Origin of the sequence: Tateyamaria armeniaca (assembly GCF_045797845.1) — a bacterium.
Taxonomy (GTDB): domain Bacteria; phylum Pseudomonadota; class Alphaproteobacteria; order Rhodobacterales; family Rhodobacteraceae; genus Tateyamaria; species Tateyamaria armeniaca.
The window spans coordinates 3,516,189-3,540,937 of sequence record NZ_JBHDIY010000002.1 but is presented as its reverse complement, the minus strand read 5'-3'; the positions used below and the strand labels follow the sequence as shown (position 1 = coordinate 3,540,937).

The 24,749-nt window shown below is 61.7% G+C and carries 20 protein-coding genes and 1 pseudogene; 15 read left to right on the top strand and 6 right to left on the bottom strand.

Annotated elements, in window-relative coordinates; all coding sequences use genetic code 11:
- Positions 1 to 154 precede the first annotated feature (154 nt).
- Complete coding sequence (locus ACERZ8_RS18005) at positions 155 to 1,399, top strand: sarcosine oxidase subunit beta family protein (RefSeq protein WP_407593528.1); 1,245 nt, start codon at positions 155 to 157, stop codon at positions 1,397 to 1,399.
- Here the strand turns inward: ACERZ8_RS18005 and ACERZ8_RS18000 are convergent.
- Positions 1,396 to 1,605 carry a hypothetical protein gene (locus ACERZ8_RS18000; protein ID WP_407593527.1) on the bottom strand — a complete coding sequence of 70 codons (210 nt, stop codon included), beginning with the start codon at positions 1,603 to 1,605 and terminating at the stop codon, positions 1,396 to 1,398. The genes ACERZ8_RS18005 and ACERZ8_RS18000 overlap by 4 nt on opposite strands.
- 3 nt (positions 1,606 to 1,608) lie before the next feature.
- Positions 1,609 to 1,794 carry a hypothetical protein gene (locus tag ACERZ8_RS17995; protein WP_407593526.1) on the bottom strand — a complete coding sequence of 62 codons (186 nt, stop codon included), beginning with the start codon at positions 1,792 to 1,794 and terminating at the stop codon, positions 1,609 to 1,611.
- A gap of 131 nt (positions 1,795 to 1,925) precedes the next feature.
- On the opposite strand from ACERZ8_RS17995, the gene ACERZ8_RS17990 reads away from it, so the two are divergent.
- From ACERZ8_RS17990 to ACERZ8_RS17965, 6 genes are all read left to right on the top strand, one after another.
- The gene (locus ACERZ8_RS17990) at positions 1,926 to 2,123 is read left to right on the top strand and encodes a hypothetical protein (RefSeq protein ID WP_407593525.1); all 198 of its coding nucleotides are present in this window, start codon (positions 1,926 to 1,928) and stop codon (positions 2,121 to 2,123) included.
- Positions 2,124 to 2,276: 153 nt separating this feature from the next.
- Positions 2,277 to 2,495 carry a hypothetical protein gene (locus tag ACERZ8_RS17985; protein WP_407593524.1) on the top strand — a complete coding sequence of 73 codons (219 nt, stop codon included), beginning with the start codon at positions 2,277 to 2,279 and terminating at the stop codon, positions 2,493 to 2,495.
- A gap of 87 nt (positions 2,496 to 2,582) precedes the next feature.
- Positions 2,583 to 2,912: a sarcosine oxidase subunit delta gene (locus ACERZ8_RS17980; protein ID WP_407593523.1), complete on the top strand. Its 330-nt coding sequence runs from the start codon at positions 2,583 to 2,585 to the stop codon at positions 2,910 to 2,912.
- 67 nt (positions 2,913 to 2,979) lie between these two features.
- On the top strand, positions 2,980 to 5,994 hold the full coding sequence (locus ACERZ8_RS17975; protein WP_407593522.1) for a sarcosine oxidase subunit alpha family protein: 3,015 nt from the start codon (positions 2,980 to 2,982) through the stop codon (positions 5,992 to 5,994).
- Positions 5,987 to 6,562 (top strand): sarcosine oxidase subunit gamma, encoded by a 576-nt coding sequence (locus ACERZ8_RS17970; RefSeq protein WP_407593521.1) that lies wholly within the window; start codon positions 5,987 to 5,989, stop codon positions 6,560 to 6,562. Before ACERZ8_RS17975 ends, ACERZ8_RS17970 begins: the two co-directional genes overlap by 8 nt.
- Positions 6,563 to 6,753: 191 nt before the next feature.
- Positions 6,754 to 7,353, top strand: a complete 600-nt coding sequence (locus ACERZ8_RS17965) for a superoxide dismutase (protein ID WP_407593520.1) — start codon at positions 6,754 to 6,756, stop codon at positions 7,351 to 7,353.
- A gap of 80 nt (positions 7,354 to 7,433) precedes the next feature.
- On the opposite strand, the gene ACERZ8_RS17960 is transcribed toward ACERZ8_RS17965, so the two are convergent.
- Entirely contained in the window at positions 7,434 to 7,973 is a 540-nt protein-coding gene (locus ACERZ8_RS17960) for an LOG family protein (protein WP_407593519.1), read from the bottom strand.
- A 126-nt stretch (positions 7,974 to 8,099) separates the two neighbouring features.
- Here ACERZ8_RS17960 and ACERZ8_RS17955 point away from each other — a divergent pair, with 126 nt between their 5' ends.
- The gene (locus ACERZ8_RS17955) at positions 8,100 to 9,503 is read left to right on the top strand and encodes a LysM peptidoglycan-binding domain-containing protein (protein ID WP_407593518.1); all 1,404 of its coding nucleotides are present in this window, start codon (positions 8,100 to 8,102) and stop codon (positions 9,501 to 9,503) included.
- A 69-nt stretch (positions 9,504 to 9,572) separates the two neighbouring features.
- Positions 9,573 to 11,429: an ABCB family ABC transporter ATP-binding protein/permease gene (locus ACERZ8_RS17950; protein ID WP_407593517.1), complete on the top strand. Its 1,857-nt coding sequence runs from the start codon at positions 9,573 to 9,575 to the stop codon at positions 11,427 to 11,429.
- Between the two features lie 105 nt (positions 11,430 to 11,534).
- Here ACERZ8_RS17950 and ACERZ8_RS17945 read toward each other — a convergent pair whose 3' ends face one another.
- Positions 11,535 to 12,443, bottom strand: a complete 909-nt coding sequence (locus ACERZ8_RS17945) for a LysR substrate-binding domain-containing protein (RefSeq protein WP_407593516.1) — start codon at positions 12,441 to 12,443, stop codon at positions 11,535 to 11,537.
- 116 nt (positions 12,444 to 12,559) lie between these two features.
- Between ACERZ8_RS17945 and ACERZ8_RS17940 the strand changes: the two genes are divergently transcribed.
- The 4 genes from ACERZ8_RS17940 to ACERZ8_RS17925 all read left to right on the top strand — a co-directional run bounded on the left by ACERZ8_RS17940 (position 12,560) and on the right by ACERZ8_RS17925 (position 17,072).
- A complete protein-coding gene (locus tag ACERZ8_RS17940; protein WP_407593515.1) occupies positions 12,560 to 13,552 on the top strand; it encodes a TRAP transporter substrate-binding protein in 993 nt (330 codons plus the stop codon).
- A gap of 87 nt (positions 13,553 to 13,639) precedes the next feature.
- Positions 13,640 to 14,164, top strand: coding sequence for a TRAP transporter small permease (locus ACERZ8_RS17935; protein ID WP_407593514.1), 525 nt, complete (start codon positions 13,640 to 13,642; stop codon positions 14,162 to 14,164).
- 3 nt (positions 14,165 to 14,167) lie between these two features.
- Positions 14,168 to 15,457 (top strand): TRAP transporter large permease, encoded by a 1,290-nt coding sequence (locus tag ACERZ8_RS17930; protein WP_407593512.1) that lies wholly within the window; start codon positions 14,168 to 14,170, stop codon positions 15,455 to 15,457.
- 22 nt (positions 15,458 to 15,479) lie between these two features.
- Positions 15,480 to 17,072, top strand: coding sequence for an N-acyl-D-amino-acid deacylase family protein (locus ACERZ8_RS17925; protein ID WP_407593511.1), 1,593 nt, complete (start codon positions 15,480 to 15,482; stop codon positions 17,070 to 17,072).
- 114 nt (positions 17,073 to 17,186) lie between these two features.
- Here ACERZ8_RS17925 and ACERZ8_RS17920 read toward each other — a convergent pair whose 3' ends face one another.
- A complete protein-coding gene (locus tag ACERZ8_RS17920) occupies positions 17,187 to 21,080 on the bottom strand; it encodes an efflux RND transporter permease subunit (protein ID WP_407593510.1) in 3,894 nt (1,297 codons plus the stop codon).
- A pseudogene (locus ACERZ8_RS17915) lies at positions 21,077 to 22,383 on the bottom strand (efflux RND transporter periplasmic adaptor subunit). The gene ACERZ8_RS17920 and the pseudogene ACERZ8_RS17915 overlap by 4 nt, the downstream one beginning before the upstream one ends.
- A gap of 245 nt (positions 22,384 to 22,628) precedes the next feature.
- Between ACERZ8_RS17915 and ACERZ8_RS17910 the strand changes: the two are divergent.
- Entirely contained in the window at positions 22,629 to 23,303 is a 675-nt protein-coding gene (locus tag ACERZ8_RS17910) for a tetratricopeptide repeat protein (RefSeq protein ID WP_407593509.1), read from the top strand.
- 10 nt (positions 23,304 to 23,313) lie between these two features.
- Complete coding sequence (locus ACERZ8_RS17905; RefSeq protein ID WP_407593508.1) at positions 23,314 to 24,696, top strand: PQQ-like beta-propeller repeat protein; 1,383 nt, start codon at positions 23,314 to 23,316, stop codon at positions 24,694 to 24,696.
- The last annotated feature ends 53 nt before the right edge of the window (positions 24,697 to 24,749 follow it).

The window sequence follows — 24,749 nt, the reverse complement described above, 5'->3', positions numbered from 1 at the left end:
GCCGAAGGGTCGCACAGGACAGCGCCACACTGGCGCGCGCGCGTGTCGCATTAGTGACAAAAAGTGCCGCGCTCGCTGGCCTTTTTCTTTGCCGCAGCGGCCATTACAACGCCAAGGACCTTTCCTCGATTCCAGTGTCGGAGCGATGCGCCCCATGAAACGATATTCCGCCTTTGCCATCGCACGCGAAGCCGCACGTTATCACACAGGGTGGGAACGCGCATGGCGCGCACCCGAGCCGAAAGCCAAATACGATGTCATCATCATCGGGGCAGGGGGGCACGGCCTGGCCACCGCCTATCACCTTGGCAAGAATTACGGCATCACCAACGTCGCCATCCTTGAAAAAGGCTGGCTGGGTGGTGGCAACACAGGCCGCAACACCACCATCATCCGCAGCAATTACCTGCAGGACCCGTCGGCGGCGATCTATGAAAAGTCGCGCAGCCTCTACGAGACGATGAGCCAGGATTTGAATTACAACGTCATGTTCAGTCCCCGTGGCGTGATTATGCTGGCCCAGACCCATCACGAAGTGCGCGGCTATCAGCGCACGGCCCATGCCAATGCGCTGCAAGGCGTGACAACCGAATTCATCGGCCCCGACAGGGTCAAGGAACTGGTGCCGATCATCAATATCGACGGCCCGCGCTATCCCGTTCTGGGTGGTTTGTGGCAGGCGCGTGGTGGCACGGCGCGCCATGATGCCGTGGCCTGGGGCTATGCGCGGGCCTGTTCGGACATGGGCATGGACGTGATCCAGAAGTGCGAAGTCACCGCGATCCGCCGCGAGGGCGACAAGGTTGTGGGCGTCGACACCTCCAAAGGGCCTATCGACTGCGCCAAACTGGGTATCGTGGTTGCGGGCCATTCGGGCGATGTGGCGAATATGGCGGGCTTCCGTCTGCCCATCGAATCCGTCGCCCTGCAGGCGCTGGTATCCGAGCCGATCAAGCCCTGCATGGACGTGGTGGTAATGGCCAACACCGTGCATGGCTACATGAGCCAGTCCGACAAGGGCGAGATGGTCATCGGCGGCGGCACGGACGGCTACAACAACTATACCCAGCGCGGGTCGTTCCATCATATCGAGGAAACGGTGCGCGCGCTGATCGAGACATTCCCGATGATCTCACGCCTCAAGATGCTGCGCCAATGGGGCGGGATCGTGGATGTGACGGGGGATCGTTCGCCCATCCTGTCCAAGACCCCGGTTGAGGGCGTGTTTATCAACTGCGGCTGGGGCACCGGCGGGTTCAAGGCGATCCCGGGGTCCGGTTGGGCCATGGCCGAGCTGATGGCCAAGGGGCACTCGCCGCTCACAGACGAATTCTCGCTCGACCGGTTCCGCGCGGGCAAGTTCATCGACGAAAGCGTAGCGGCAGGGGTGGCGCACTAATGTGTGGCGTTATCGTCCCCCGCATGTCCGCATCCGTGCCGCGTAATCGTGGCGCTCTCGGCCCGGATGCGTTCGCGGTCGGCTTCGGTCTGCCCGGTTTGGTTGCGCTCATCCAGAATGCTGCCACGCCCGGTGCGCCGCTCGCGTATCGCCAGCAACACGCCAAGCAGCGCAAAAGCTGCAATCAGAATGGCCAACCATTCCATCGGCTAGTCGTGCGTCTTCTTGCCCTCACCGGCAGCGCTGCCAAAGGCGATCAGGTTGCTGACATCGACCTCGCGCCCGCCACGCGCGGCCTTGCGGCGGGCCGCAGCGCGCTGTTCCAGCACAAACATGATGATCGCGCCCACCATAATCGCTCCAAAGACCAGAATGGCCGCCATTTCCTTGCTCATGACACGCTCCTGTCAACTTGGGTTGACACGAACCTAGCGCAGGGGCGGGGTGCCTGCCAAGGGCGACCTGGGAACCATCTGCCGTCTGAATGTGTTTATGCCGCAGACAACACTACAGACGGAGAAATAACATGGCCGATCAAAACACCACACAATCATCCGGCGGCAACACAGCACTTGGGTTCATCGTTGGGGCGCTTGTCGTCGTTGTGGCGGTCCTGGGATATGCCGTTTTCATCGGCGGTGACGGGTCCGAAAACCTCACAATTTCCATCGAAGGGGCGGACACGGCTGTCGAAAAAGCGGCTGAAAGCGTCAGCGGCGGCTGATCACCCCCTTTTGATGACCCATCCGGCGGGACGCAGCCGGGCAAAACATGCCGTTTCGGCCAATCGCAGCCGGAACGGCTTTGCTTTGCGTACTGACATTGTGCCCATGTGCAAACCTGTTCTGATGAGGGCTCACAGACAGGAGTCACCATCATGTCAGACCATACAAATCACACCATTCACCGCAGCGACGGCACCAGCGGTCGCGGGCTGCTTATCGCGTTCGCGATCATCGTGGCGGTCGTTGCACTGCTCGCCCTTGTCGGATCCTTTGCAGGCGGGGACGGAACCCCGGGCGAAAGCGCCATCACACCGGCAGGCGAAGGTGCTGTTGCCCCAACGCTTGAAACAGCGCCGGTGCCAACCGAATAAACCAATAAAATTTCCCCAAACCGCAACTGGCGGGCGTCTTATGGCGTCCGCCTTTTTTGCGTCCGCCACCCCGAAAGGAGTGCACATATGCTGATCCTGACATGCCCCTGCTGCGGACAGACGGGTGAGGAAACCGAATTTCACGCCGGTGGCGAAGCGCATCTGAAACGCTTTGGGCCCGGTTCGAGCGATGCGGATTTCGAGAACTACCTGTTCATGCGCGAAAACCCCAAGGGTGTGCATTTTGAGCGCTGGCGGCACGCCTATGGCTGCGGCAAGTGGTTTCATGCTGCGCGCTGTACGATGACGCTGGAGATCTTTGGCACCTACCCGGCGCAGACGCTGGAGCCCCCAAAAGAGCTGTGTGACACCATTTCGCAAAAGCGCCCTGGCTGGTCGTGGAGGGAGCTTTCATGATCTTTCTCTGTTCCAATCAACTTCCCGCCGGAGGCTGTGACGCCTGCCGCCGTGATGAGGCAAAATCATGAGCACAAGACTGGCCACAGGCGGGCGCCTTTTGAACAAGGACGCGCCAAAACGCTTTACCTTTAATGGCAAGCAACTCAAGGGGTTCGAAGGGGACACGCTCGCCTCGGCCCTGCTGGCCAACGACCAGATGCTGGTCGGGCGTTCGTTCAAGTACCACCGCCCTCGCGGCATTGTCGCCAGCGGTGTGGAAGAGCCCAACGCACTGGTGAACCTTGGCAGCGACGGCACGTTCGAGCCCAACCAGCGCGCAACGACGACCGAACTGTTCGATGGTCTGCAAGCAACCAGTCAGAACCACTGGCCAAGCCTCGAATTCGATGTGGGCGCGATCAATGCCAAGCTCGCGCGCTTCATGCCCGCAGGTTTCTACTACAAGATGTTCATCCATCCGCGCCCGCTGTGGAAACATGTCTATGAACCCTTTATCCGGCAGGCTGCCGGTCTTGGGCAGGCACCAAAAGACCGTGATGCGGACACCTACGAGCACTTTTACGCATATTGTGACGTGCTGGTTGTGGGGGGCGGCATTGCGGGCCTGACCGCTGCCAAGGCCGCCGCGGCAGGCGGGGCAGATGTGCTGGTGCTGGAACAGACGGCCCATTGGGGTGGCCGCGCGCAGGTCGATGGCGGCACTGTCGGCGACACGCCTGTGGATAAGGTGGTGGACGAACTGCTGTCCGATCTGTCGGACATGCCGAATGTCACGCTGCGGCCGCGCACTATGGGGGCCGGGGTATACGACCACGGTTATGTCCTTGGATACGAGCGTCTGCGCGATCATGCGCCCGACGCGCCCGGGCCGCGCCACCGGTTGTGGCGCATCCGCGCGGGGCACGTCATCACGGCCACGGGCGCGCTGGAACGCCCTCTCAGCTTTGCGGGCAACGATGTTCCGGGGGTCATGCTGGCCTCGGCGGTGCGCGATTACGTGGTCAATTACGGCGTCAGCCCCGGGGATCGCACAGTTGTCGTGACGAATAACGACGATGCGTACCGAACCGCTTTGGCTCTCGTGCAGGCTGGGTTGACGGTGCCCGCGATCCTCGATGCGCGGGTGCTGCCGATGGACAGCCCGCTGATGGCCGAAGCGAAAGAGGCGGGCATCAGGATCATGATGGGCCACGGCGTCGCCAAGGTGCTGGGCGGCAAACGGGTCACGGGCGTGGCCGTGTGCGCGCAGGCGGGCGAGGGCGCGGTTCTTGAAGAGATCGCATGCGATACGGTCGCCATGTCCGGTGGGTGGTCGCCGGTTGTGCACCTGTGGTCCCATTGCGGGGGCAAGCTGCTTTGGGACACTGCGTTCGCCATGTTCCGCCCGGATGTGGATAAAGCGCCGACGGGTGCGGACGGCACGGCCTTTGTCAGCCCCGCCGGGTCAGCGAATGGCCATTTCGGGTTGCAGGAAATCATGGGCGATGCGCACGCCAAGGGGCAGGCCGCCGCCAAGGCCGCAGGCTTCGCGCCTGCAAAGCTGAAGGCCCCGGATGCGGACAGCGTGACCGAAGCCCCGATGGCCCCGGTCTGGCTGATGCCGCAGGGCGCGGGCGTTGCGCTGCGATCCAAGGCATGGCTGGACTATCAGAACGACGTCAAAGTGTCCGACGTTCAGCTTGCCGCCCAAGAGGGGTTCGAGTCGGTTGAACATGCCAAACGTTACACCACGCTGGGCATGGCGACAGATCAGGGGAAGCTGAGCAATATCAACGGACTGGCGATCCTTTCTGATGCGCTTGATCAACCTATTCCGCAGACCGGCACAACGACGTTCCGCCCGCCCTATACGCCGATTTCCATGGGCGCGATCGGGGGCGAGGCGCGCGGCGACGTGTTCCAGCCCATCCGGCGCACGCCGATGCATGACTGGCACGTGGAACATGGGGCCGATTTCGAACCCGTCGGCCAGTGGCGCCGCCCTTACGCCTATGTGCGCAGCGGCGAGAGCGTGCACGACGCCGTCATGCGCGAAACAAAGAATGTGCGGGAGAACCTTGGTTTGCTCGATGCCTCGACCCTTGGCAAACTTGTGGTCAAGGGCCCGGACGCAGGCAAGTTCCTCGACATGCTTTACACCAACATGATGAGCACCCTGAAACCGGGCAAATGCCGCTATGGGCTGATGTGCGATGAAAACGGCTTTCTGATTGATGACGGTGTCGTGGCGCGCATCAATGACGACACGTTCCTATGTCACACGACAACCGGCGGGGCCGAGCGTATCCATGGCCATATGGAGGAATGGCTCCAGACCGAATGGTGGGATTGGCAGGTCTATGTGGCCAACGTGACCGAGCAATATGCCCAGATCGCTGTTGTTGGTCCGAACGCGCGCGCAGCCCTTGAGGCGCTTGGCGGCATGGACGTGTCCAAAGACGCGCTGGGGTTCATGGAATGGGCTGACGGCACCCTGGGTGGGTTCGAGGCGCGGGTTTATCGCATCTCATTCTCGGGCGAGCTAAGCTACGAGATCGCCGTGAAGGCGTCCAAAGGCCAAGCCTTTTGGGATGCGCTGATGGTTGTGGGCGAAGCACTTGGCGTCATGCCCTATGGCACCGAGGCGCTGCACATCCTGCGCGCCGAAAAAGGCTTTATCATGATCGGGGACGAGACCGACGGCACTGTCATTCCGCAGGACCTCGGGCTGCACTGGGCATTGTCGAAGAAAAAGGACGACTATCTGGGCAAGCGCGGGCATCTGCGCACCCACATGACTGACCCGACCCGCTGGCAGTTGGTGGGGCTGGAAACCAACGACGGTTCGGTTCTGCCGGACGGGGCTTACGCCGTGGCCGAAGGGCGCAATGACAACGGGCAGCGCCATGTGCAGGGGCGGGTGACCTCGACCTACCAATCGCCCAATCTGGGCAAGGGCATCGCCATGGGGCTGGTCCTGAACGGACCTGATCGCATGGGCGAGACGCTGACATTCCCGGGAACGGATGGCAAAGCCTACACCGCAAAGATCGTCAGCCCGGTGTTCTACGACCCAGAGGGGGAAAAGCAGAATGTCTAAGGCTGTAAGCGCCCTCAGCGGGGCCACATGGACAGACGGGATCGCCACTGTGACAGAGGCCCCGTTGCAAGGCATGATCACCCTGCGGGGTGACCTCAAATCGCGCGGGTTGATCAAGGCGGCGACGGGTGCGACGGGCATGAAGATGCCCGCACAGGGCACCGCCAATTGCGAAGGCGACAAAGGCATATGCTGGATGTCGCCGGACGAATTACTGGTCCTGTGCCCCTATGACGCTGTTGCGCCGACGCTGGACAATATGCGCGGCGCCCTTGGGGACACCCACGGTCTGGCCGTCGATGTGTCGGACGCACGGGCGATGTTCCGCGTGGCGGGCAAAGGTGCCCGCGACGCGATGGCCAAACTGTCGCCCGTCGATTTCCGCGTGTCCGCCTTCGGTCCGGGTATGTTCCGCCGCACAAGGATGGCGCAGGTGCCTGCCGCCTTCTGGATGCCCGAGGACGAGGCCTTTCATGTGATCTGTTTCCGCTCGGACGCGCAGTATATGTTCGATATCCTCAAGGTGGCGGCGCAAAACGGGAGTGGTGTTGGCTACTTTGATCGCTAAATGACAAGGGTCTGCGCCCGACATGCAGCGATGCACATCCTCGAATTCCAGTCATGACATGGGACAATCCGTACAAATCACGGCCGCGAACCGCCGAAATCAGATGCCGCAGATCCAGATGATCCCTTGACCTTGCTCTCAACTGACCAATCTGTCAGTCAGACCAAGCAATACGAAAAGGGGGCCCACACATGGCTTTTGAACTTCCTGACCTTCCATATGCGCATGACGCGCTGGCGTCCAAAGGCATGTCCGCCGAAACGCTGGAATACCACCACGACCTGCACCACAACGCCTATGTCACCAACGGCAACAAGGCGATTGAGGGCACAGAATGGGCGGGCAAGTCTCTCGAAGAGATCATCAAGGGCACCTATGACGCCTCTGCCGTGGCCCAGAACGGCATCTTCAACAACATCAGCCAGCTCTGGAACCACAACCAGTTCTGGGAAATGATGGGGCCGGGCGACAGTGCAATGCCGGGCGAGCTGGAAAAGGCGATCACAGAAAGCTTTGGCTCGGTCGACAAGTTCAAGGATGACTTCAAAGCCGCAGGCGCGGGTCAGTTCGGATCGGGCTGGGCGTGGCTGGTCAAGGACAGCGATGGCAGCCTGAAGGTCACCAAGACCGAAAACGGCGTGAACCCCGTGTGCTTTGGGCAAACGGCCCTTCTGGGCTGCGACGTGTGGGAGCATTCCTACTACATCGACTTCCGCAACAAGCGCCCCGACTACCTGTCGAACTTCCTCGACAATCTGGTGAACTGGGAAAACGTGGCAAGCCGCATGTAAGCGGTCGGCATATTACTGGAATGCAACGCGCATTCCGGAACATAGCAGCGCCCCGTTCGGGGCGTTGTTTTGTTTGAAAGCTAGCCCAACGCACTCAAGGCCGCGTCGGCATCATCCGCGACGGTGTAGTAGTCAAGCAGGCTTGCATCGGCAAAGCCACTCTCGACCACATGTGCGAGCAGCGCCAGAAGCGGGTTCCAGTACCCGTTCGTATTGACCAGAACCACGGGTTTTTCGTGCAGGCCCAACTGCCGCCATGTCAGCACTTCGAACACCTCGTCCAGCGACCCCGCACCACCGGGCAGCACCGCCACCGCGTCACAGTTCATGAACATGACTTTCTTGCGTTCGTGCATGGTTTCGGTGACCACATAGCGGGTCAGGTCCACCTTGCCGACTTCCCATTCCACAAGATGTTTCGGGATCACGCCGAACGTGTCGCCCCCGCCATCCTGCGCGGCCCGCGCCACAGCGCCCATCAGCCCGACATCGCCCGCCCCGTAGACCAGTCGCCAGCCATTTTCGGCAATCCCATGTCCCAGCCGCGTTGCATCAGCCGCATAGGCAGGGTCGGCGCCGGGCCGCGATCCACAATAAACGCAAACAGACAGTGGGGCCATGGCAACAGTTCCTGAAATGAGGGATGAAAGTGATCGACTGATACAGCTGTGTTTTGACCGTTCTAATCCGCGCTGGTATGCAGGCGCAACGAAACTGGCCCGTACTGGGCGCAGGAGTTGGGAAAAATGTCAAAACTCTCGGGCTTTGCCGGGACAAACGGGGCCCTTCTGGGCGCAGTCGCAGTGGCTGCCGGGGTCGTCGGAATTGCGTTTTGGCTGAATTTCAACAGGGCAGGCGATGCATCCGACCCCGGCACAGACGCTGTGGTCGAAGCGGCCATTGCGCCCGAGGCCACCCCCGAACCCGCACCGCAAACACCTGAAGTCACGCCAGAACCCCCTGCTGCCGCGCCCCCTTCCATCGACGAGGTGCGTCTGGAGGCTGACGGGCTGACCATTATCGCGGGTCGCGCGGCACCGGGCAGCGAAGTGTCGGTGATGCTTGACGGGGCCAAGAACACGTCCGTCACCACCGATCCCGGCGGCAGCTTTGCCGCCATCACCATTCTTGCCCCAAACCCAAACGCACAGGTGCTGACCGTGGTTCAGCGTGTGGGTGAGGATGAGATTTCATCGCTCGACGAGGTCATTCTGGCCCCACTCGCCCAACCCGCCCCTGCGGCTGAGGATGTTGAGACGGTTGAGGCCACCGCAGAGGTCGAAACGGACAAGGCCGAGGATGTTGTAGCACTTGCCGCCGACCCGGAAACCAGTCCGCCAGTGGCCACAAGTGCGCCCGCGGCACCGACAGAGGCGGCTGTTCCCGAACAGCAGATACCGGCGGACAGCGTCACAGTGCCGGATCAGGTTGCCGAGGTGGCAAAAGCTGAGCCGCCTTCACCGCCGGAACCCGCCGCCATCCCCGAAGTGCCTGAGCAAACAACGGCACAAGCCGATGCGACACCGGCGCCTGCACCAGCCACCGAAACGCCGGAACCGGTCGAGACCGCTGCACTGCAGGACACTGGCCCCGAAGCGGCCGAACCCGCCTCCTCAACCCCGCAGGCGGTCACCGTCCTCAAATCCACGCCTGAAGGTGTTCAGGTGCTCAACGCCGGGCGGCCCGAAGCGCTGGACAATATCGAACTCGACACGATCAGCTATTCGCAAACCGGTGACGTCCAGCTTGCCGGGCGTGCGCAAAGCGAGGCCGAGGTGGTGCGCGTCTACGTCAATAACCGCCCCATCACCGATCTGGACGTGGATGAGACCGGAGCGTGGAGCGGCGCGCTGCCTCAGATCGACACTGGCGTTTACACATTGCGGGTCGACGAGTTGGATGCAGAAGGCCGCGTGACCAGCCGGGTTGAAACGCCATTTCGCCGCGAAGATCCTGATGTTCTGACCCAAACCGACGGGGCTGCTGCCGCCACGCAGATCACCGTGCAGACGGGCAATACGCTCTGGGCCATTGCGCGCGACCGCTACGGCGAAGGGTTGCTGTATGTCGAGGTGTTCGAGGCGAACCGCGACCGTATCCGCGACCCCGATCTGATCTTTCCCGGACAGGTATTTGCCCTGCCAAATTGAGCACGGCACTGGCACATCCCGCATGGCTGATCTAGGTAAGAGCGTCTGAGAACCTGGGACGCCGCCTTTATGCCTTCTGACACCACCGCACCTTCCAACACGGACACATACGCCGCGCCGCAACCGGGTCCGGACAAGCGCGTGGAAGAGGCCGAGCGCGCCTCGGGCATCCGCACCATTCGCAAGGTCGCACCCTTTTTGTGGCCCGACGACATGCCGTGGGTCAAAAAGCGTGTCGTGCTGGCGATGATCGCGCTGGTGCTGTCCAAGGTCGTGTCTGTCTATACCCCCATCATCTACCGCGACGCGGTGGACGCGCTGGCTGGCGAGGGGGTGTCGGCACTGGCGCTGGGGGCAGTGGGGCTAACCATCGCCTATGGTGTGGCCCGCCTGATGAATGTCGGCTTTCAGCAGTTGCGTGACGCGATTTTTGCCCGCGTGGCGCAACGCGCGTTGCGGATGCTGGCCCTGCAGACATTCGAGCATATTCACCGCCTGTCGATGCGCTATCACATTACACGCAAGACCGGGGGCCTGTCCCGCATCATTGAACGCGGGGTCAAAGGGGTCGAATTCCTTCTGCGGTTCCTGCTGTTTTCCATTGGCCCGCTGGTGCTGGAACTGCTGATGATCGGGGTGGTGCTGACCATCCTGTTTGACGCGTGGTACCTGCTGATCGTGGCCGTCACCATCGGCCTTTATGTCTGGTTCACCTTTGCGGTCACCGAATGGCGGGTCAAACTGCGCAAGGTGATGAACGATCAGGACACGGACGCCAATCAAAAGGCGATCGACAGTCTGCTCAACTATGAAACGGTCAAGTATTTCGGCGCGGAACGGCGCGAAGCGTCGCGTTATGACAGCGCGATGGAGGGCTACGAGGTTGCAGCCCTCAAGACCAGCTATTCGCTCGCCTTCCTGAACTTTGGCCAATCCGTGATCATCACCGCAGGTCTTGTGGGCGTCATGGTGCTGGCCGCTGTTGGCGTGCAGAACGGAACCCTGACGGTGGGCGATTTCGTGATGGTCAACGCTTACATGATCCAGATCACCATGCCGCTGAACTTCCTTGGCACAGTCTACCGCGAGATCCGGCAGGCACTGGTCGATATGGGCGAGATGTTCGATCTGCTCGAACAACCGGCTGAGGTAAAGGACGCACCGAACGCGCCACCGCTCAACGTCACGGGCGGGCGCGTGGAACTGGACGACGTGCATTTCGGCTATGATCCCAATCGCGCGATCCTTAAGGGTGTCAGCCTTGTGGCAGAACCGGGCCAGCAGATCGCCATCGTCGGCTCCACCGGGTCGGGCAAATCGACCATCGGGCGGCTTCTGTTCCGCTTTTACGATGTGGGGCAGGGCGCGCTGCGCATCGACGGGCAGGACGTGCGCGAGGTGACCCAGGAAAGCCTGCATGCCGCCATCGGCGTGGTGCCGCAGGACACGGTGCTGTTCAACGACACGATCCGCTACAACATCGCCTATGGCCGCGACGGGGCAAGCCAGGCCGAAATTGAGGCCGCAGCCGGGGCCGCCCAGATCCACGACTTTATCGAGCGTTTGCCGGACGGCTATGAAACCACCGTGGGTGAACGGGGCCTCAAGCTCTCCGGGGGCGAGAAACAGCGCGTCGGCATCGCGCGCACCTTGCTGAAAAACCCGCCGATCCTGCTGCTGGACGAGGCGACAAGCGCTCTGGACACCGAAACCGAGCAGGACATCAAGGACGCGCTCAACGCCGCCGGGGAAGGGCGCACCGTGCTGACAATCGCGCACCGCCTGAGCACCGTGGCCGAAGCCGACCGGATCGTGGTGCTGGAAGACGGCGCGGTGGTTGAGACGGGGACGCATGAAGCGTTGTTGGCCAAAGACGGGCGCTATGCGCAGTTGTGGCAGCGCCAGCAGGCGGATGAAGAGGTTTGAGCAATCGCGCGACCGGATCGGTTTGAGCGGCCACGTTGGAGAGTGTTCTGACTGCCCATCGCCGACGGACTGGTGTGCCTCTGAGCCTGTCCACAGGGAACCGCTTCAGTCGCGCGCAGCGTTCAGGTCGTAACTGGACAGGTGCGCTGCAAAACGCGCAAGGGCAGGGTGGTCGCGCCCTTCGATCCAGACGGCTTCGGTCAGCATCGGATCAATCGGGTCTTCGATGGTCAATGCGACCGTGCGGGTGTTGGGAAACATCGCGTGGCTTTCGGGCATGACCGTCACGCCCAGCCCGCAACTGACCAGCCCGATGATGGCCTGAACCTCGGGCGCGGTCTGAACGATCCGGGGGGCAAAGCCCGCGCGTTCGCAGATCTGCATCAGCTTCTGATTGTAGACCACCCAATCGTTCGGATCACCCAGCACAAAGGGTTCGGGGGCCAGTTCGCACAAACGTAGGCTGCCGCGATTGGCAAATTTGTGACCCTTAGGCACCAGCGCAACAAGGCGGTCCTGCTGCACCGGCACGGTGGAAAACATGGCGTGATCCGTCGGGCCGGTCATCAGGCCAACGTCCAGTTGACCGCTGCGCAGCATCTGGACCTGGTCGCAGGTCGGCACCTGCCGCAAAAGGATGGTGACGCCGGGCACGGACTGGCGAAAGGTTTCAATGATATCGGGAATCACACCGGCGATGGCCGTGTCGGTGTACCCGATGGCCAATGACCCGATTTCGCCGCGCGCCACGCGCCGCGTCTCTTCGACTGCGTGATTGAGGGTGCTGAGGACCCGGTCGCATTCCACAACGAATGTCCGTCCGGCGCTGCTCAGCGACACTTTGGCGTTTGAGCGGTCAAAGAGGGTAACCCCAAGATCCTGTTCCAAAAGCGTAATTGCGCGGCTGAGCGCAGGCTGCGTGATATTCAACTCTGCCGCAGCACGCCGAAAATTCAGCGTTTCGGCGACTTTGTGGAAATAGCGCAAGCGGCGTAGGCCCGTTTTCATCTGCATGGCGCACCCCCTCAAGTGATGCCCAAAAGGCATCACGCCCCGCTAAAGTTTACATTATCCAGATCAATTGGGAAGCCGTAAGCTTGGTTAAGAAATTCATTCAGGGAGTCAGAATTATGAACAAAGCCAACAGAACAGCCCTCGCCGCACTGCTTGCCACGGCGATCAGCGCCCCTGCATGGGCACAGGACGCCACGATGAATCTGGGCTGGTCCACTCCGCTGGAAAGCGATTACGGAGTTTTTGCGACAAAGTTCAAGGAACTGGTCGAGGAGTACACCGACGGCTCTGTCGAGGTGAAACTGCGCTGCTGCGGGCAAATCGCGTCCGAAGACGACGCGTTCAAGGCCATGCAGCTTGGCACAGTCGACGGCTATTTCGTCAGCCAGAACAACGTCTCGCCGCACTGGTCGCTGATGGATGTGTTCGTGCTGCCCTACACGTTCCAAAGCACTGAACATCAGGTCGCCGTCGCCGAAGGCCCGGTGGGTGCCTACATCAAGGAAAAGCTGCAGGCCGATACGGGCGTGCACCTGCTCAGCTTTGGTGGCCCCAGCTATCGTGACTTTTTCAATTCCGAACGCCCGATTGAGACGATGGCCGACATGGATGGGCTGAAAATCCGTGTGCCCAAGAACGAGGTGATGCTGGCCACGTTTGAAGCCTTCGGCGCAGAACCCGTACCACTCGCCTGGTCCGAAACGCCCACCGCGTTGCAGACCGGAACCATTGACGGGGGCGACAACGGCACAAACGTCATTCAGGAAATGAAATTCTATGAATTCGCGCCCTATCTGACCGTGCTGGATCACTTTGCCGGATTTGCGCCCATGTTCGCCTCTGACCGTTTCATGAGCGGCCTGAGCGATGACCAGCGTGCCGCTGTGGAGCGTGCCGCAACCGAAGCTGGTCAGTTCCACACCGAGCACATGATCAGCCAGATCGAAAGCGTTCGCGGATGGTTGTCGAGCGAAGGTGGTATGTCGATGACACGGCCTGACCGCGCCGACTTTATCGCTGCGGCCAAAACCGTGCAGCAGAGGTTTGCCGAAGAGCGTGGCGCGGATTTCGTAGAACTGCTTGAGCGGATCAGCGCTGCGGCAGAGTAACCTCTGAATGCCTCTGGGTATGGCGCGGACCTGAATTCGCGCGCCATGCCACCGCAAACCCCCTGAAATCTGACCGGAGACGCACCCATGCGACGCGCCCTCGCCCTGCTCGAAGCGCATTTCGAGGAAGTGTTCTGCTGCCTCGCCCTTGGTGTCGTGGCCACTGCGGTCTTTCTTCAGGTCATCATGCGATACGTCTTTGCGACCGCCTTGCAATGGAGTGAGGAAGTCGCGGCCATCGGCATGGTCTGGGCAGTCTATATGGGCGCGTCTTTGTGCGTGCGCGAACGGTTTCACATCCGCATCATGGCCGGGATCATGCTGTTTCCGCGCAAGATCACCCTGGTTTTCGTGCTGATCGCCGATGCCTGCGCAGGCGCTTACTGCGTCATGATGTTGATCGTGTCGTGGGAATATCTGGGCGTTCTGGCCCGCTACACATCCCGCACGCCCAGTCTTGGGATCGATGAATTCTATCCGCAATCGATCCTTGTGATCGGCTATGCGCTGATCCTCGCGCGATTGCTGCAGGTCTATGTGATCTGGGCGGCCAAGGGCCGGATCGGCATTCCGGGCATGCGCGCCGAACACGAAGATCCGGAAGAGATCTGATCCATGAGTGACCTTCTTCTTCTTGCCATCGTGTTCACCGGTCTGACCCTGATCGGCGCACCGCTGTTTGCCGCCGTGGGCCTCACAACCTTTCTGGCGCTGTTCCTGATCGACATCCCCTACACGCTGATGGCCCAGACGGGATACACCTCACTGACGCCCTTTCCGCTGCTGACCATCCCGCTGTTTGTGCTGGCCGGACGGCTGATGGAGACGGGCGGCATGGGCGCGCGGCTGATCGGGGTCGCCACCTCCCTTGTCGGGGCCTATCGCGGCAGCCTTGGCCTTGTGACCGTGTTTGCCTGTATGCTGTTTGCCGCGCTGTCGGGCTCGGGGCCTGCCACAACCGCCGCCATCGGGTCGATCACCATTCCGGCGATGGAAAAGGATGGCTACAAGACCCCCTTTGCCGCCGCCATCGCGGCAGCAGCCGGGGCGCTCGGGAGCCTGATCCCGCCCTCAAACCTCATGATCATTTACGGTCTGGTGTCCGAAACCTCGATCCCGCGGCTGTTTCTGGCGGGCTTTCTGCCCGGTTTCCTGATCACCGCATTGCTGATGATCACCGTCTACATCATCGCGCGCCGCCGGGGATATGGCGGTTCAGGCGTGCCGTTTTCGTGGGGGCCTGCGCGCAAGGCGGCATGGGACGGAAAATGGGCCATCGGTGCCCCTGTCCTGATCCTGGGCGGCATCTATTCGGGTGCATTCACACCGACCGAGGCTGCGTCAGTCGCCGTGTTCTATGCGCTGTTCATCGGCCTTGTGATCCACCGCGAACTCAACGCGCGCAAGATCATCGAGGCGCTGCGCTTTACCGCCCTGATGACTGGTCTGCTGATCCTGCTTACGCCGACCCTCGCCTTCGGGCAGCTTTCGGCCTTTTACGATGTGCCAGCGGCTGTCGAATCCGCGATCACCAACATCACCACCAATCCGGTGATTGTCCTTATTCTAATCGGCATCTTCTACATCATCATCGGCACCTTCATGGAAAGCCTTGCGCAGATCATCCTGTTCACGGCTGTGTTCCTGCCACTGGTGACATCGCTTGGGATCGACCCGGTGATGTTTGGCGTCTTCACCGTGATTACGTGCGAGATCGGTTTCCTGACCCCGCCGCTGGGGGGCAATCTGAACGTGGCTGCGCGCATCTCGAACATCACGATCGAGGCGGTGTCGGTCGCGGTGCTGCCCTTCATCATCGCCTACTGCATCGGTCTGCTGGCGCTGATTTTCTTCCCGGACTTCGTCACGTGGCTGCCCGACCTTGTCTATGGTCCGGCCCGCTGACCCCACATTAACGGAGGCTCTCATGCTCGACACAATTCTCTCTGGCGGAACGGTCTATGACGGCACAGGCGCTGATCCGGTGCAGGCCGACATCGGCATCCGGGACGGTCGTATCGTCGAGATTGGCGATCTGAGCAGTGCAGAGGCGGATCGCCGCATCGCATTGGCCGGGCTGGCCGTTGCCCCCGGTTTTATCGATCTGCACACGCATTCGGATTTCACGCTGATGGCGGACGGGCGCGCCCAAAGTCAGGTGCATCAGGGGGTCACGACCGAGGTGATCGGCCAATGCGGGTTTTCCTCCGCACCCGCGCGCCGACTGGAAGACGCCAAGATCATGTCGCCCGGCTTTACCGAAGGCATGGTCGACATCGACTGGAACAGTTTTGGCGACTACCTCGACCATTTGGACAAGATGCAGCTTGGCGTGAATGTCGCGGCCTTTGTGGGCCATGGCACGGTGCATCGCGCCGTTCTGGGCGATGCGCTGCGGCCTGCAGATGATGACGAGTTGGACCAGATGAAGGACCTTGTCGAGGAAAGCATCGATCAGGGGGCCTACGGCTTTTCCACCGGGCTTGAATACTGGCCGGGCAGTCTCGCCTCTCCGGATCAGATCACCGAACTGGTGAGCGTCGCTGCCAAGCACGACGTGCTCTATGCCACCCATGTGCGCAACCGCGATGTGCATTACGACATCGGGTTTGGTGAGGCGATCTCCTGCGCGCGTGCTGCGGGCGCGCGACTGCAGATCAGCCATATCCAACCCAAGCATGGCGCGCCGGACTGGGCGATGGAACATGCGATTGAACTGGTCGACAGCGCAAATTCCCACGGCTGCGACATCGCCTATGACGTGATCCCGCATGACTGGTCGCACACCCGCGTGATGGCGATCATGCCGCAATGGGCGCAGGAGGGCGGGGTAGAGGCAGTCACCGCGCGCCTCAAGGACAAGGCCACGCGGGCGAAGATCAAGGCCAACCGCCGCCCCATGTGGCGTCTTGTGCTGGATGACGGCTGGGACCGGATCGTGCTGATGCAGTCGGGCCAGAACCCCGACCTTGTCGGCTTGACCTTTGCCGAGATTGGACGCCGCCGCGGCGTTGATCCCTACGACGCGGCCTTCGATCTGCTGATCGAGGAGGGTGAGAACATGGCCCACCTGATGTGGACCTCGCAAAGCTTTTCCGAAGACCAGATCCGGCTGGCCATTTCACAACCCGATTGCGCAATCATATCCGACACGCTGGCGCTGGCGCCCGAAGGCTGTCTGAAGCACCATATCGGGTCACTGTCGGGCTACGGCTGGGCGGCGCGTTTCCTGCAGCACTATGTCCGCGATCACAGCGTGATTTCATTGCAGGAAGGTGTGCGCCGCCTGACGTCACTGCCCGCATCGCGTCTGGGTGTGACGGATCGCGGCGTGCTGAAAAAGAACGCGTGGGCCGACATCACCGTCTTTGACGCCGAACACGTAGAAAGCCATTGCGACGTCGACGAACCGCGCCGTTTCGCAACCGGCATTGCCCATGTGATGGTCAACGGCGTGTTTTCGATGCTGGACGGGGCGCGTACCGAAGACAGCGGAGGCCGTGTGCTGCGGTCAAATTAGACACGTTGTCGGCTGGGATGCTGTGACACCCCAGCAGGACAGCCGGGCAAAGGTTGGACTGTGGTCCCCTCAGAACCCGGGGCGCACCGCATTCGCGACTGCGCCCCGGTGGACTTACTCCGCAGCTTTCAAAGGCGGCGTGTTGGCAAATGGCAGTTCGGGCTGTTTCACCTCCCGATCAGCCTCATCGTCAAAGTCCCACACCAACTCGCGCGACTGCATCTTGCTGGTCTGGCGTGACAGCGACCAGTCGCGGGCGGCGACGCTTGCGCGTCCCAGTGACAGCTTGGCCAGAAGCTGGCTGAGCCACATGGCATAGGTCACGACCCAGACCCGCATCGCCAGCAGCGATGGTGTCACGACCAGTGTCAGGACCGTCGCGATGCCAAGGCCAAAGACGACGGCCGTCGCCAACTGCTTCCACCACAGGGCCGTGGGGCTGTCGACAGTATAGCCTCCACCACCGAAATCGAGGCTGAGGCCGAACATCATCGGGGCAAGGCCCGCCATCGTCGTGATGGTCGTCAGCAGCACAGGGCGGATGCGGTCCTGAGCAGTGCGAATGACCGCTTCGATCCGGGGCATGTAGCGTTCGTATTCCTGATAGGTGTCGATCAGCACGATGTTGTTGTTCACCACGATACCCGCAAGGGCGACGATGCCCGTGCCCGTCATGATGATCGAAAAGGGCTGTTCCATGACCAGCATTCCGATCAGCACGCCAGAGGTCGACAGAACCACCGCACCCAGCACCAGCACCGCGTTGTAGACGCTGTTGAACTGCGCCAGCAGGATGATGAACATCAGACCCAGGGCGCCTGCAAAGGCCTGCATCAGGAACGCACCGGATTCGGCCTGATCTTCCTGATCACCGGTCCATTCGGACTCGATCCCGCTTGCGAAGGGCGCAGTGTCCAGCCACTTGGTCAGCTCCGCAATCCGCTCCGTCGGGTTGACCGGCAGCAGGCGCAGATCGCCTGCATCCAGTGCGGCCTGCAGATCAAGGCCGCGGCCCGCCTCGCCCATGGACAGCACAGCATAGGTTGTGCCGTCTTCGACAGTGATGGTGCCGCTGGGCGATGGGCGCAGCATGGCAGCCAACACGTCGACATCCGCGCCGTCCACAGTCTCGGTCAAGACCAGCTTTTGCAGCCCGTCGATTACGTCCGATTTCACATCGAAATAGCGGACCTGATCGACCCGGTTGATCTGGGCCAGTTCAGACACCGGCGTGCGCGAGATGAAGTTGGCAAGGGGCACAAGCCCGTCACCGGTGCGCACCTTGAGCGTGTCGAGGGTGGAAAGCACCCTGTCTTCTTCGGGCAGGCGCACGCGGATTTCGATTTCCTCGTCCGAGGTGTCGACCCGCATCGTGTCGAGCAGCAGACCGCGCGTGACCAGTTGCACCATGGCGCCCACCGTGGCGACATCTGCGCCAAAGCGCCCCGCCTTTTCGACATCCACGTCGATCTGCCAGTCGATGCCGGGCAGGGGGCGCGTGTCTTCGATTTTGACCAGACCGGGGGTGACTTCGAATTCGGCGCGCGCAATGCCCGCCGCGTTCATCAGGTCGTCCCAGTTGTTGCCCTTGATCCGCAAATGTACGGGTTTGCCGCTGGCCGGACCCTGGGCGAGGTTCAGCACCTCGGTCCGGATGCCCGGGATCTGAGCAAGCTCTTCTGTCAGCTCGTTCATCACCGTGTCGCCGTCAAACTCGTTGGCCTTGATCTCGCGCATGACGGTGTAATTTACGAAGGGTAGGGTGAACCACGGCTCGGTTGCTTCGGGGCGTTCTTCCCACGGGATGGTTTCCAGCTGGATCTGGCCAATGGCGTCTTTCGGTGATCCGGCCCCGCCTGTGTTCGCGTTCAACCCGCCGCTGCCTGCAAAGGCAAAGGCACTGCGGATACCAGGGTGGTCGTTCACCACGCTTTCGGCCTGACGCAGCAGAATATCCTTTTCTTCTAGTGACAAGTTGCCGCGCGCCAGCACGTAGACGATGGCCTGTTCGGCCTCTGTCTCGACAAAGAATTCAACGCCACGGTTGTTGTTGATGAAGTAGATCAGCGTGGTGCCGACAAAGACAAAGACGGCGGCCAGCATGACGATTGGCATCAGCGGATTACCCACGATCCCTTGTATGAAATAGCCAAAGCCGGAGCGTTGATAGCCCGATTTGACCCGTCCATTGCCTGATCCGAACATCCGCCGCCCCGCCCAGCGACCCGCCCAGCCCAGCCGGACGAACAGGGCGCTCGCCGAGATGAAAGCCAGCCCCAGCCCGCTGAGTGCGATCCCGACAACTGTCACGATGCCAATCGCGTAGGCAAAAACCGTGAGGAACGTGGGCAAGACAGACCCAACTGTGTCCTGCTGATCCATGACGGCGAATTCAGCGGCGATAAAGCCCTGCAGGACCGGCAGCGCGCCAAGCCCGACAAGCATGAGGGCCGCCAGCACAAACAGCATCAAATGCGCAAGGATTGGCAGGCGCGCAATCTTGCTGCTTTGCGAGGATATGGTGCTGGTCAACCGCCCCAACACACCACCCATCACGGGCAGATAGATCAACGCCACGATCAGCGACGCCGACAGAACGAAGATCAGCGTGACCGGCAGCATTCCCATGAACTCACCCGGCACACCAGGCCAGAACAGCATCGGCAGGAAGGCACAGAGCGTTGTCGCGGTCGAGGACACGACCGGCCAGAACATCCGCTTGGCCGCATCCACATAGGATTGCATCGGCCCCGCGCCCTCTTGTTGCCGTTTGTCCGCGTATTCGACGACCACGATGGCCCCGTCCACCAGCATCCCCACGGACAGGATCAGCCCGAACATGACGATGTTGGAAATCGAAATGCCCATGATCGCCAGCAGCACGAAACACAACAGGAACGACGTCGGGATCGCAAAGCCGACCAGCAGCGAGGCACGCGGGCCAAGCGCGGCAAGGGAGACGATCATGACCAGCGCGATGGCGGTAAAGACCGAGCCCTGAAGCTGGGCCACCATCGAAGCGACCTCGCGGCTTTGGTCATTGGACGTGCCGACATCGACAGCGGCCTTCAGCCCGTCGGGCCATTCATCCGCACGCTCATCGACCAGTTCCTTCACGGCTGTTGCCGTGTCGATCAGGTTGAATCCCTTGCGCTTGACCACCTGCAAGGCGACCGTGTCATTGCCGTTAAACCGGGCTGTGGACAGGCGATCCTCAAATGTCAGGTTGATCTGCGCCAGATCGCCAAGGGTGACAACACGGTCCCCGTTGGTCTTGACGGGCAGGTTATAGATGTCGCTGACTTCGTCAAAAGAGGACGGAATCTTGACCGCAAATGAGCCCTGATCGGTCTCGATCTCACCGGCGGCGATCAACTGGTTGTTGTTCTGCACCACGGTGATCAATTCGCCGGCGGTGACGTTGTAGGCCTCAAGGCGCAAGGGGTCGATGACCACCTCGACCATCTCGTCGCGGCTGCCGACGATGCTGGCCTCCAGCACCGCATCCATCGCTTCCAGATCGTCCTGCAACTCCTTGGCAACGCGGGTGATTGTGCGTTCGGGCACCGGGCCTGACAGGTTCACGATGATGATCGGGAATTCGGAAAAGTTGAACTCATCCAGCGTGTATTGTTCGAAACCGGCGGGGAATTCAGCCTCGGCGCCATCCATGGCGTCGCGCACATCGGCCATCACTTGGGTCTTGTTCCAGCCGAATTCGAATTCCAGAACCACGTTGGCATAGCCTTCGGCGGCGGTCGAGGTCATCCGGTCCAGCCCATCAAGGTCCGCGAGTTCGGTTTCCATCGGCTTGACCAGCAACGTCTCGGAATCCGCCGCCGAAATGCCGGGGAAAGGAACCGAGATCACGAGAGTCGGGATTTCGATGTCCGGCTCACCTTCCTTGGGCAGGCTGATATAGGCCAGCGTGCCGACGGACAGGGACAGGAAGATAAAGGCAAGAACCATCCGCGCACGGGACGCGGCCCAGTCGACGATACCGGTCATTGGGTTTGCTCCTGAAAGGTTGGGGCGACTTTCACACCTGCGGTCACGAATTCCTGACCGACGACAATCACGTCCGCTTCGTCCGGAAGGCCGGTCAGCCACACGCCTTGCGTGGTGTCGCGCAGGACCTGCACGGGCACAAAGACCACCACGCTGTCCGCATCAAGGGTGCGCAGGCCCAGTTGCCCGTCCGCATTCAGCGTGAGTGCAGAGGGGGCAGCAGGTGCGCCTTGGACCCGGGTGCTGCGATCAGGATTTCCGCGGTTTGTCCGTCGCGGATCGCCAGTTCGCCATTTGGCACTTCGATTTCCACGCGGAAGGTGCGCGTGGTCGGATCGGAAGAGCGGGACAGGAAAGTGACTTTGCCGCTGATGTCCGTGGCGCCCGCCGCCAGTTCGGCCCGGGCCGTCGCGCCGACGCTGACACGGCTCACTTCGGTTTCCGGGACAAAGGCGACCAGTTTTATCGGATCAAGCTGGATCACCGTGGCGCACAGATCACCGGGCTGCAAAAGACTGCCCAGTTCTGCCGTGTCGCTTTCCAGCAGACCGGCAAAGGGCGCACGGATTTCCAGACGCTCCAGCTCCTTTTCCGCGGTGGCCACGGCGGCGGCGGCACTTTCGATGCGCGCATCTGCCGATTGCATACCGGATGTGGCCGCGGTCACACCGGACTTGGCAGCCTCATATGCGGCCTCGGCCGCGGCAAGGCTTGCGTCCGCGCTTTTGACACGGGTTTCCGCGGCAAACCCGCCCTCGCTCAGGCGGCGTGCTGCATTCTGGTTGACCAGCGCTTCGTCAATGCGGGCCTGTGCCTCAACCACGCGGGACTGGGCCTCGGGAATGCGGCTTTCGGCCTCCAGCTTGCTTGCGATGGCTTCGGCAAGACCGGCACGCGCCTCGTTCAGGGCCGAGTCGCGGGTGCCCGGCGAAAGTTCGCACAAAAGCTGGTTTTCCTCGATGAACGCGCCCTTGCGCAGAGGCGGAGAGACCACTGTGGAGGACGTTTCGGCACGCACATCGACCTGACGCATCGCCTCGGTCTGGCCGCGCAGGATCACGGCGCTGTCGATCTCGCGGGCGATCGATTTGCGCGCAACCACTTTGATCAGCGCATCTGCGTCCAGCAGTTCGGCTTCGGCGGCCTCGGCTTCAGCCAAAGCTTCGGCGTCGGTCTCTTGCGCATCCGTGGCGGCACCACCGGTCTGTTCGGCGATGAAGGCACGCGTCGCGTCACGCTCGATCACCCAAAGGTACAGACCCGTTGCGACCAAAATGGCCAGGATAAAGGATACAACCCGCATTCTTGCTCTCCGTCACGATCATCCTGCGCATATCTTGATGCGCGATTCATGTGCTATATGGGCTTTTACGACTAAACTAACCAGTTCAGATTACTTTTTTTCATCAGATTTCGCAATGCTGCTCAAATGCTGGTCACGGCACATGTCCTTGTCGCTATTGGCTTGGGCGCGCGGGCGCGTTAAGAGGAGCGCGAAAACGAGGCGGGCGTGGGCATAACGCGCCGGAAATCTGGGGAGCGCGGGGCGTGAGCGACACCGACAGCTTTATCGATGAAGTCAACGAAGAGGTGCGGCGCGACCGCCTTTACGGCTATCTGCGCAAGTATGGCTGGATCGCGGCCCTTGCCATCATCGCAATCGTGGGCGCGGCGGGCTACAATGAATACCGTCAGGCGCAGGAAATCGCCAAGGCGGAAGCGCTGGGCGATGCGATGCTGGATGCGTTGTCGCGCAATGACGAAGTGGCGCGGGCCGGGGCGCTTGCCGACGTGTCTGCCAAAACACCGCAGGGCGATGCAGTTCTTGCCTTTCTGACTGCCGGTGCGCAGGCCGAAGCAGGTCAGACCGAAGAGGCCGCGCAGACGCTGCAGGCCGTCTCGGGCAATGCCGACGTGCCACTGATCTACCGGCAGGTGGCGTCCTTCAAGGCGCTTGTTCTGCAATCGGACAGCATGGACATGGATCAACGCCGTGCGGGGTTTGAATCCCTCGCGGTGCCCGGTGTCCGCCTGCGCCTTCTGGCCGAGGAACAACTGGCCCTGCTGGACATCGAAGCAGGCGATACGGACGCGGCCCTGACCAAGTTTCAGGCGATCATGGACGATGCCGAAGTGACCTCAGGCTTGCAACGTCGTGCCCTACAGGCAATGGTAGCCTTGGGCGGCGCGCCACAGGCCACCGAGACCGCCGATGAAGGATAAGGGCACAGGCATGACACAGGGCGGCATCGCAGCGAGACAGTTCAAACTGCAGCGTTTCGTGCCCAAGGGGGCACTGATCGGCCTTGGCCTTGTCAGCCTGACTGTGCTGAGCGCCTGTCAGGAACGTCAGGTGATCCTGCCGGGTCAACGCGAGGCGGTCGAATCCGTACTGACCCAATCCCGCGCCGTCGGCGAGGAAGAGGCCGTTGCCGTATCCAACGCGGCCCGCGACATCTCGTTGCCCGCGCAAGTCGCCAATGCCGAAGCAGCACAAAGTTTTGGCACCCAGAGTTTCCGCACCGATCACCCGCGTCTGAACGCAAATCTCACGCAGGTCTTTGCCGTCAATATCGGGGCCGGGGACGACCGCAAGCACCGCATCGTGGCCGACCCCGTGGTGGCGGGGGGGCGCATCTTTACGCTGGATGCGCAAACGACCGTAACCGCCGTGTCGACCTCCGGCGCCGTTCTGTGGCAGCGTGATATTCTGCCCGACGGTGCGGATGACGGCGATGCGACAGGCGGTGGCCTCGCCGTGGACGGCGACGTGCTTTACATCTCCAGCGGCTTTGGCGCGCTCACAGCGCTTGAGGCGTCGACCGGGCGCACAATCTGGGTGCAAAGCCTTGAGGCGACGGGTTCCGGGCGTCCGACCGTGTTTGGCGATCTGGTTTACGTGATGGCCGGGGACGACACCGGCTGGGCGCTGAACAAGACAAACGGACGCGTGGAATGGCAAGTCTCTGCCTCCGAAAGCCCCACGAACGTGCTGGGCGCGCCTGCGCCTATCGTGGTGGACGGGCTGACCGTGTTTTCCTTCGGCTCGGGCGAGATGCAGGCCGTGTTCCGCCAAGGCGGGTTGCGCCGCTGGGACGCCTCGGTTCTCGGCGAGCGCAGGGGCCGCGCCCTGTCCAAGGTCGATGACGTGACGGGCCGCCCCATCGCAGCCGATGGCGTGATCTATGCCGGTAACCAATCTGGGCGCACAGTGGCCGTCTCCGCAGGCAGCGGCGGGCGCATCTGGACGGCGAATGAGGGGGCGGTTGATACTGTCCTTCCGGTGGGCGGCAGCGTCTTTCTGGTCAGTGACCGCAATGAATTGCTGCGCCTTGACGCAAGTGATGGCACCCGCATCTGGGGCGTCGAACTGCCCAACTACGTGGCCAACAAACCCAATCGCCAATCCGAGATTTTTGCCCATCACGGCCCCATCCTTGCGGGCGGGCGTATCATCGTGGCTTCGTCCGATGGCGTGCTGCGCAGCTTTGATCCCGTTTCGGGCGGGCTGACAGGCACGGCGGTCATCCCCTCGGGTGCCTCGACAGCGCCGGTTGTGGCGGGCCAGACCCTCTATCTGGTGACGCGCAAGGGTCAACTGGTCGCCTACCGCTAAACGCACCGCACGATTTTCAGTCCTTTTCGCGGGCGCGCATATGGTCTATGTGC

Bases quoted from the DNA above. Each gene is read 5' to 3' on its own strand.
- ACERZ8_RS18005 (WP_407593528.1), top strand. From the start codon at position 155: ATGAAACGATATTCCGCCTTTGCCATCGCACGCGAAGCCGCACGTTAT.
- ACERZ8_RS18000 (WP_407593527.1), bottom strand. From the start codon at position 1,605: ATGGAATGGTTGGCCATTCTGATTGCAGCTTTTGCGCTGCTTGGCGTG.
- ACERZ8_RS17995 (WP_407593526.1), bottom strand. From the start codon at position 1,794: ATGAGCAAGGAAATGGCGGCCATTCTGGTCTTTGGAGCGATTATGGTG.
- ACERZ8_RS17990 (WP_407593525.1), top strand. From the start codon at position 1,926: ATGGCCGATCAAAACACCACACAATCATCCGGCGGCAACACAGCACTT.
- ACERZ8_RS17985 (WP_407593524.1), top strand. From the start codon at position 2,277: ATGTCAGACCATACAAATCACACCATTCACCGCAGCGACGGCACCAGC.
- ACERZ8_RS17980 (WP_407593523.1), top strand. From the start codon at position 2,583: ATGCTGATCCTGACATGCCCCTGCTGCGGACAGACGGGTGAGGAAACC.
- ACERZ8_RS17975 (WP_407593522.1), top strand. From the start codon at position 2,980: ATGAGCACAAGACTGGCCACAGGCGGGCGCCTTTTGAACAAGGACGCG.
- ACERZ8_RS17970 (WP_407593521.1), top strand. From the start codon at position 5,987: ATGTCTAAGGCTGTAAGCGCCCTCAGCGGGGCCACATGGACAGACGGG.
- ACERZ8_RS17965 (WP_407593520.1), top strand. From the start codon at position 6,754: ATGGCTTTTGAACTTCCTGACCTTCCATATGCGCATGACGCGCTGGCG.
- ACERZ8_RS17960 (WP_407593519.1), bottom strand. From the start codon at position 7,973: ATGGCCCCACTGTCTGTTTGCGTTTATTGTGGATCGCGGCCCGGCGCC.
- ACERZ8_RS17955 (WP_407593518.1), top strand. From the start codon at position 8,100: ATGTCAAAACTCTCGGGCTTTGCCGGGACAAACGGGGCCCTTCTGGGC.
- ACERZ8_RS17950 (WP_407593517.1), top strand. From the start codon at position 9,573: ATGCCTTCTGACACCACCGCACCTTCCAACACGGACACATACGCCGCG.
- ACERZ8_RS17945 (WP_407593516.1), bottom strand. From the start codon at position 12,443: ATGCAGATGAAAACGGGCCTACGCCGCTTGCGCTATTTCCACAAAGTC.
- ACERZ8_RS17940 (WP_407593515.1), top strand. From the start codon at position 12,560: ATGAACAAAGCCAACAGAACAGCCCTCGCCGCACTGCTTGCCACGGCG.
- ACERZ8_RS17935 (WP_407593514.1), top strand. From the start codon at position 13,640: ATGCGACGCGCCCTCGCCCTGCTCGAAGCGCATTTCGAGGAAGTGTTC.
- ACERZ8_RS17930 (WP_407593512.1), top strand. From the start codon at position 14,168: ATGAGTGACCTTCTTCTTCTTGCCATCGTGTTCACCGGTCTGACCCTG.
- ACERZ8_RS17925 (WP_407593511.1), top strand. From the start codon at position 15,480: ATGCTCGACACAATTCTCTCTGGCGGAACGGTCTATGACGGCACAGGC.
- ACERZ8_RS17920 (WP_407593510.1), bottom strand. From the start codon at position 21,080: ATGACCGGTATCGTCGACTGGGCCGCGTCCCGTGCGCGGATGGTTCTT.
- ACERZ8_RS17905 (WP_407593508.1), top strand. From the start codon at position 23,314: ATGACACAGGGCGGCATCGCAGCGAGACAGTTCAAACTGCAGCGTTTC.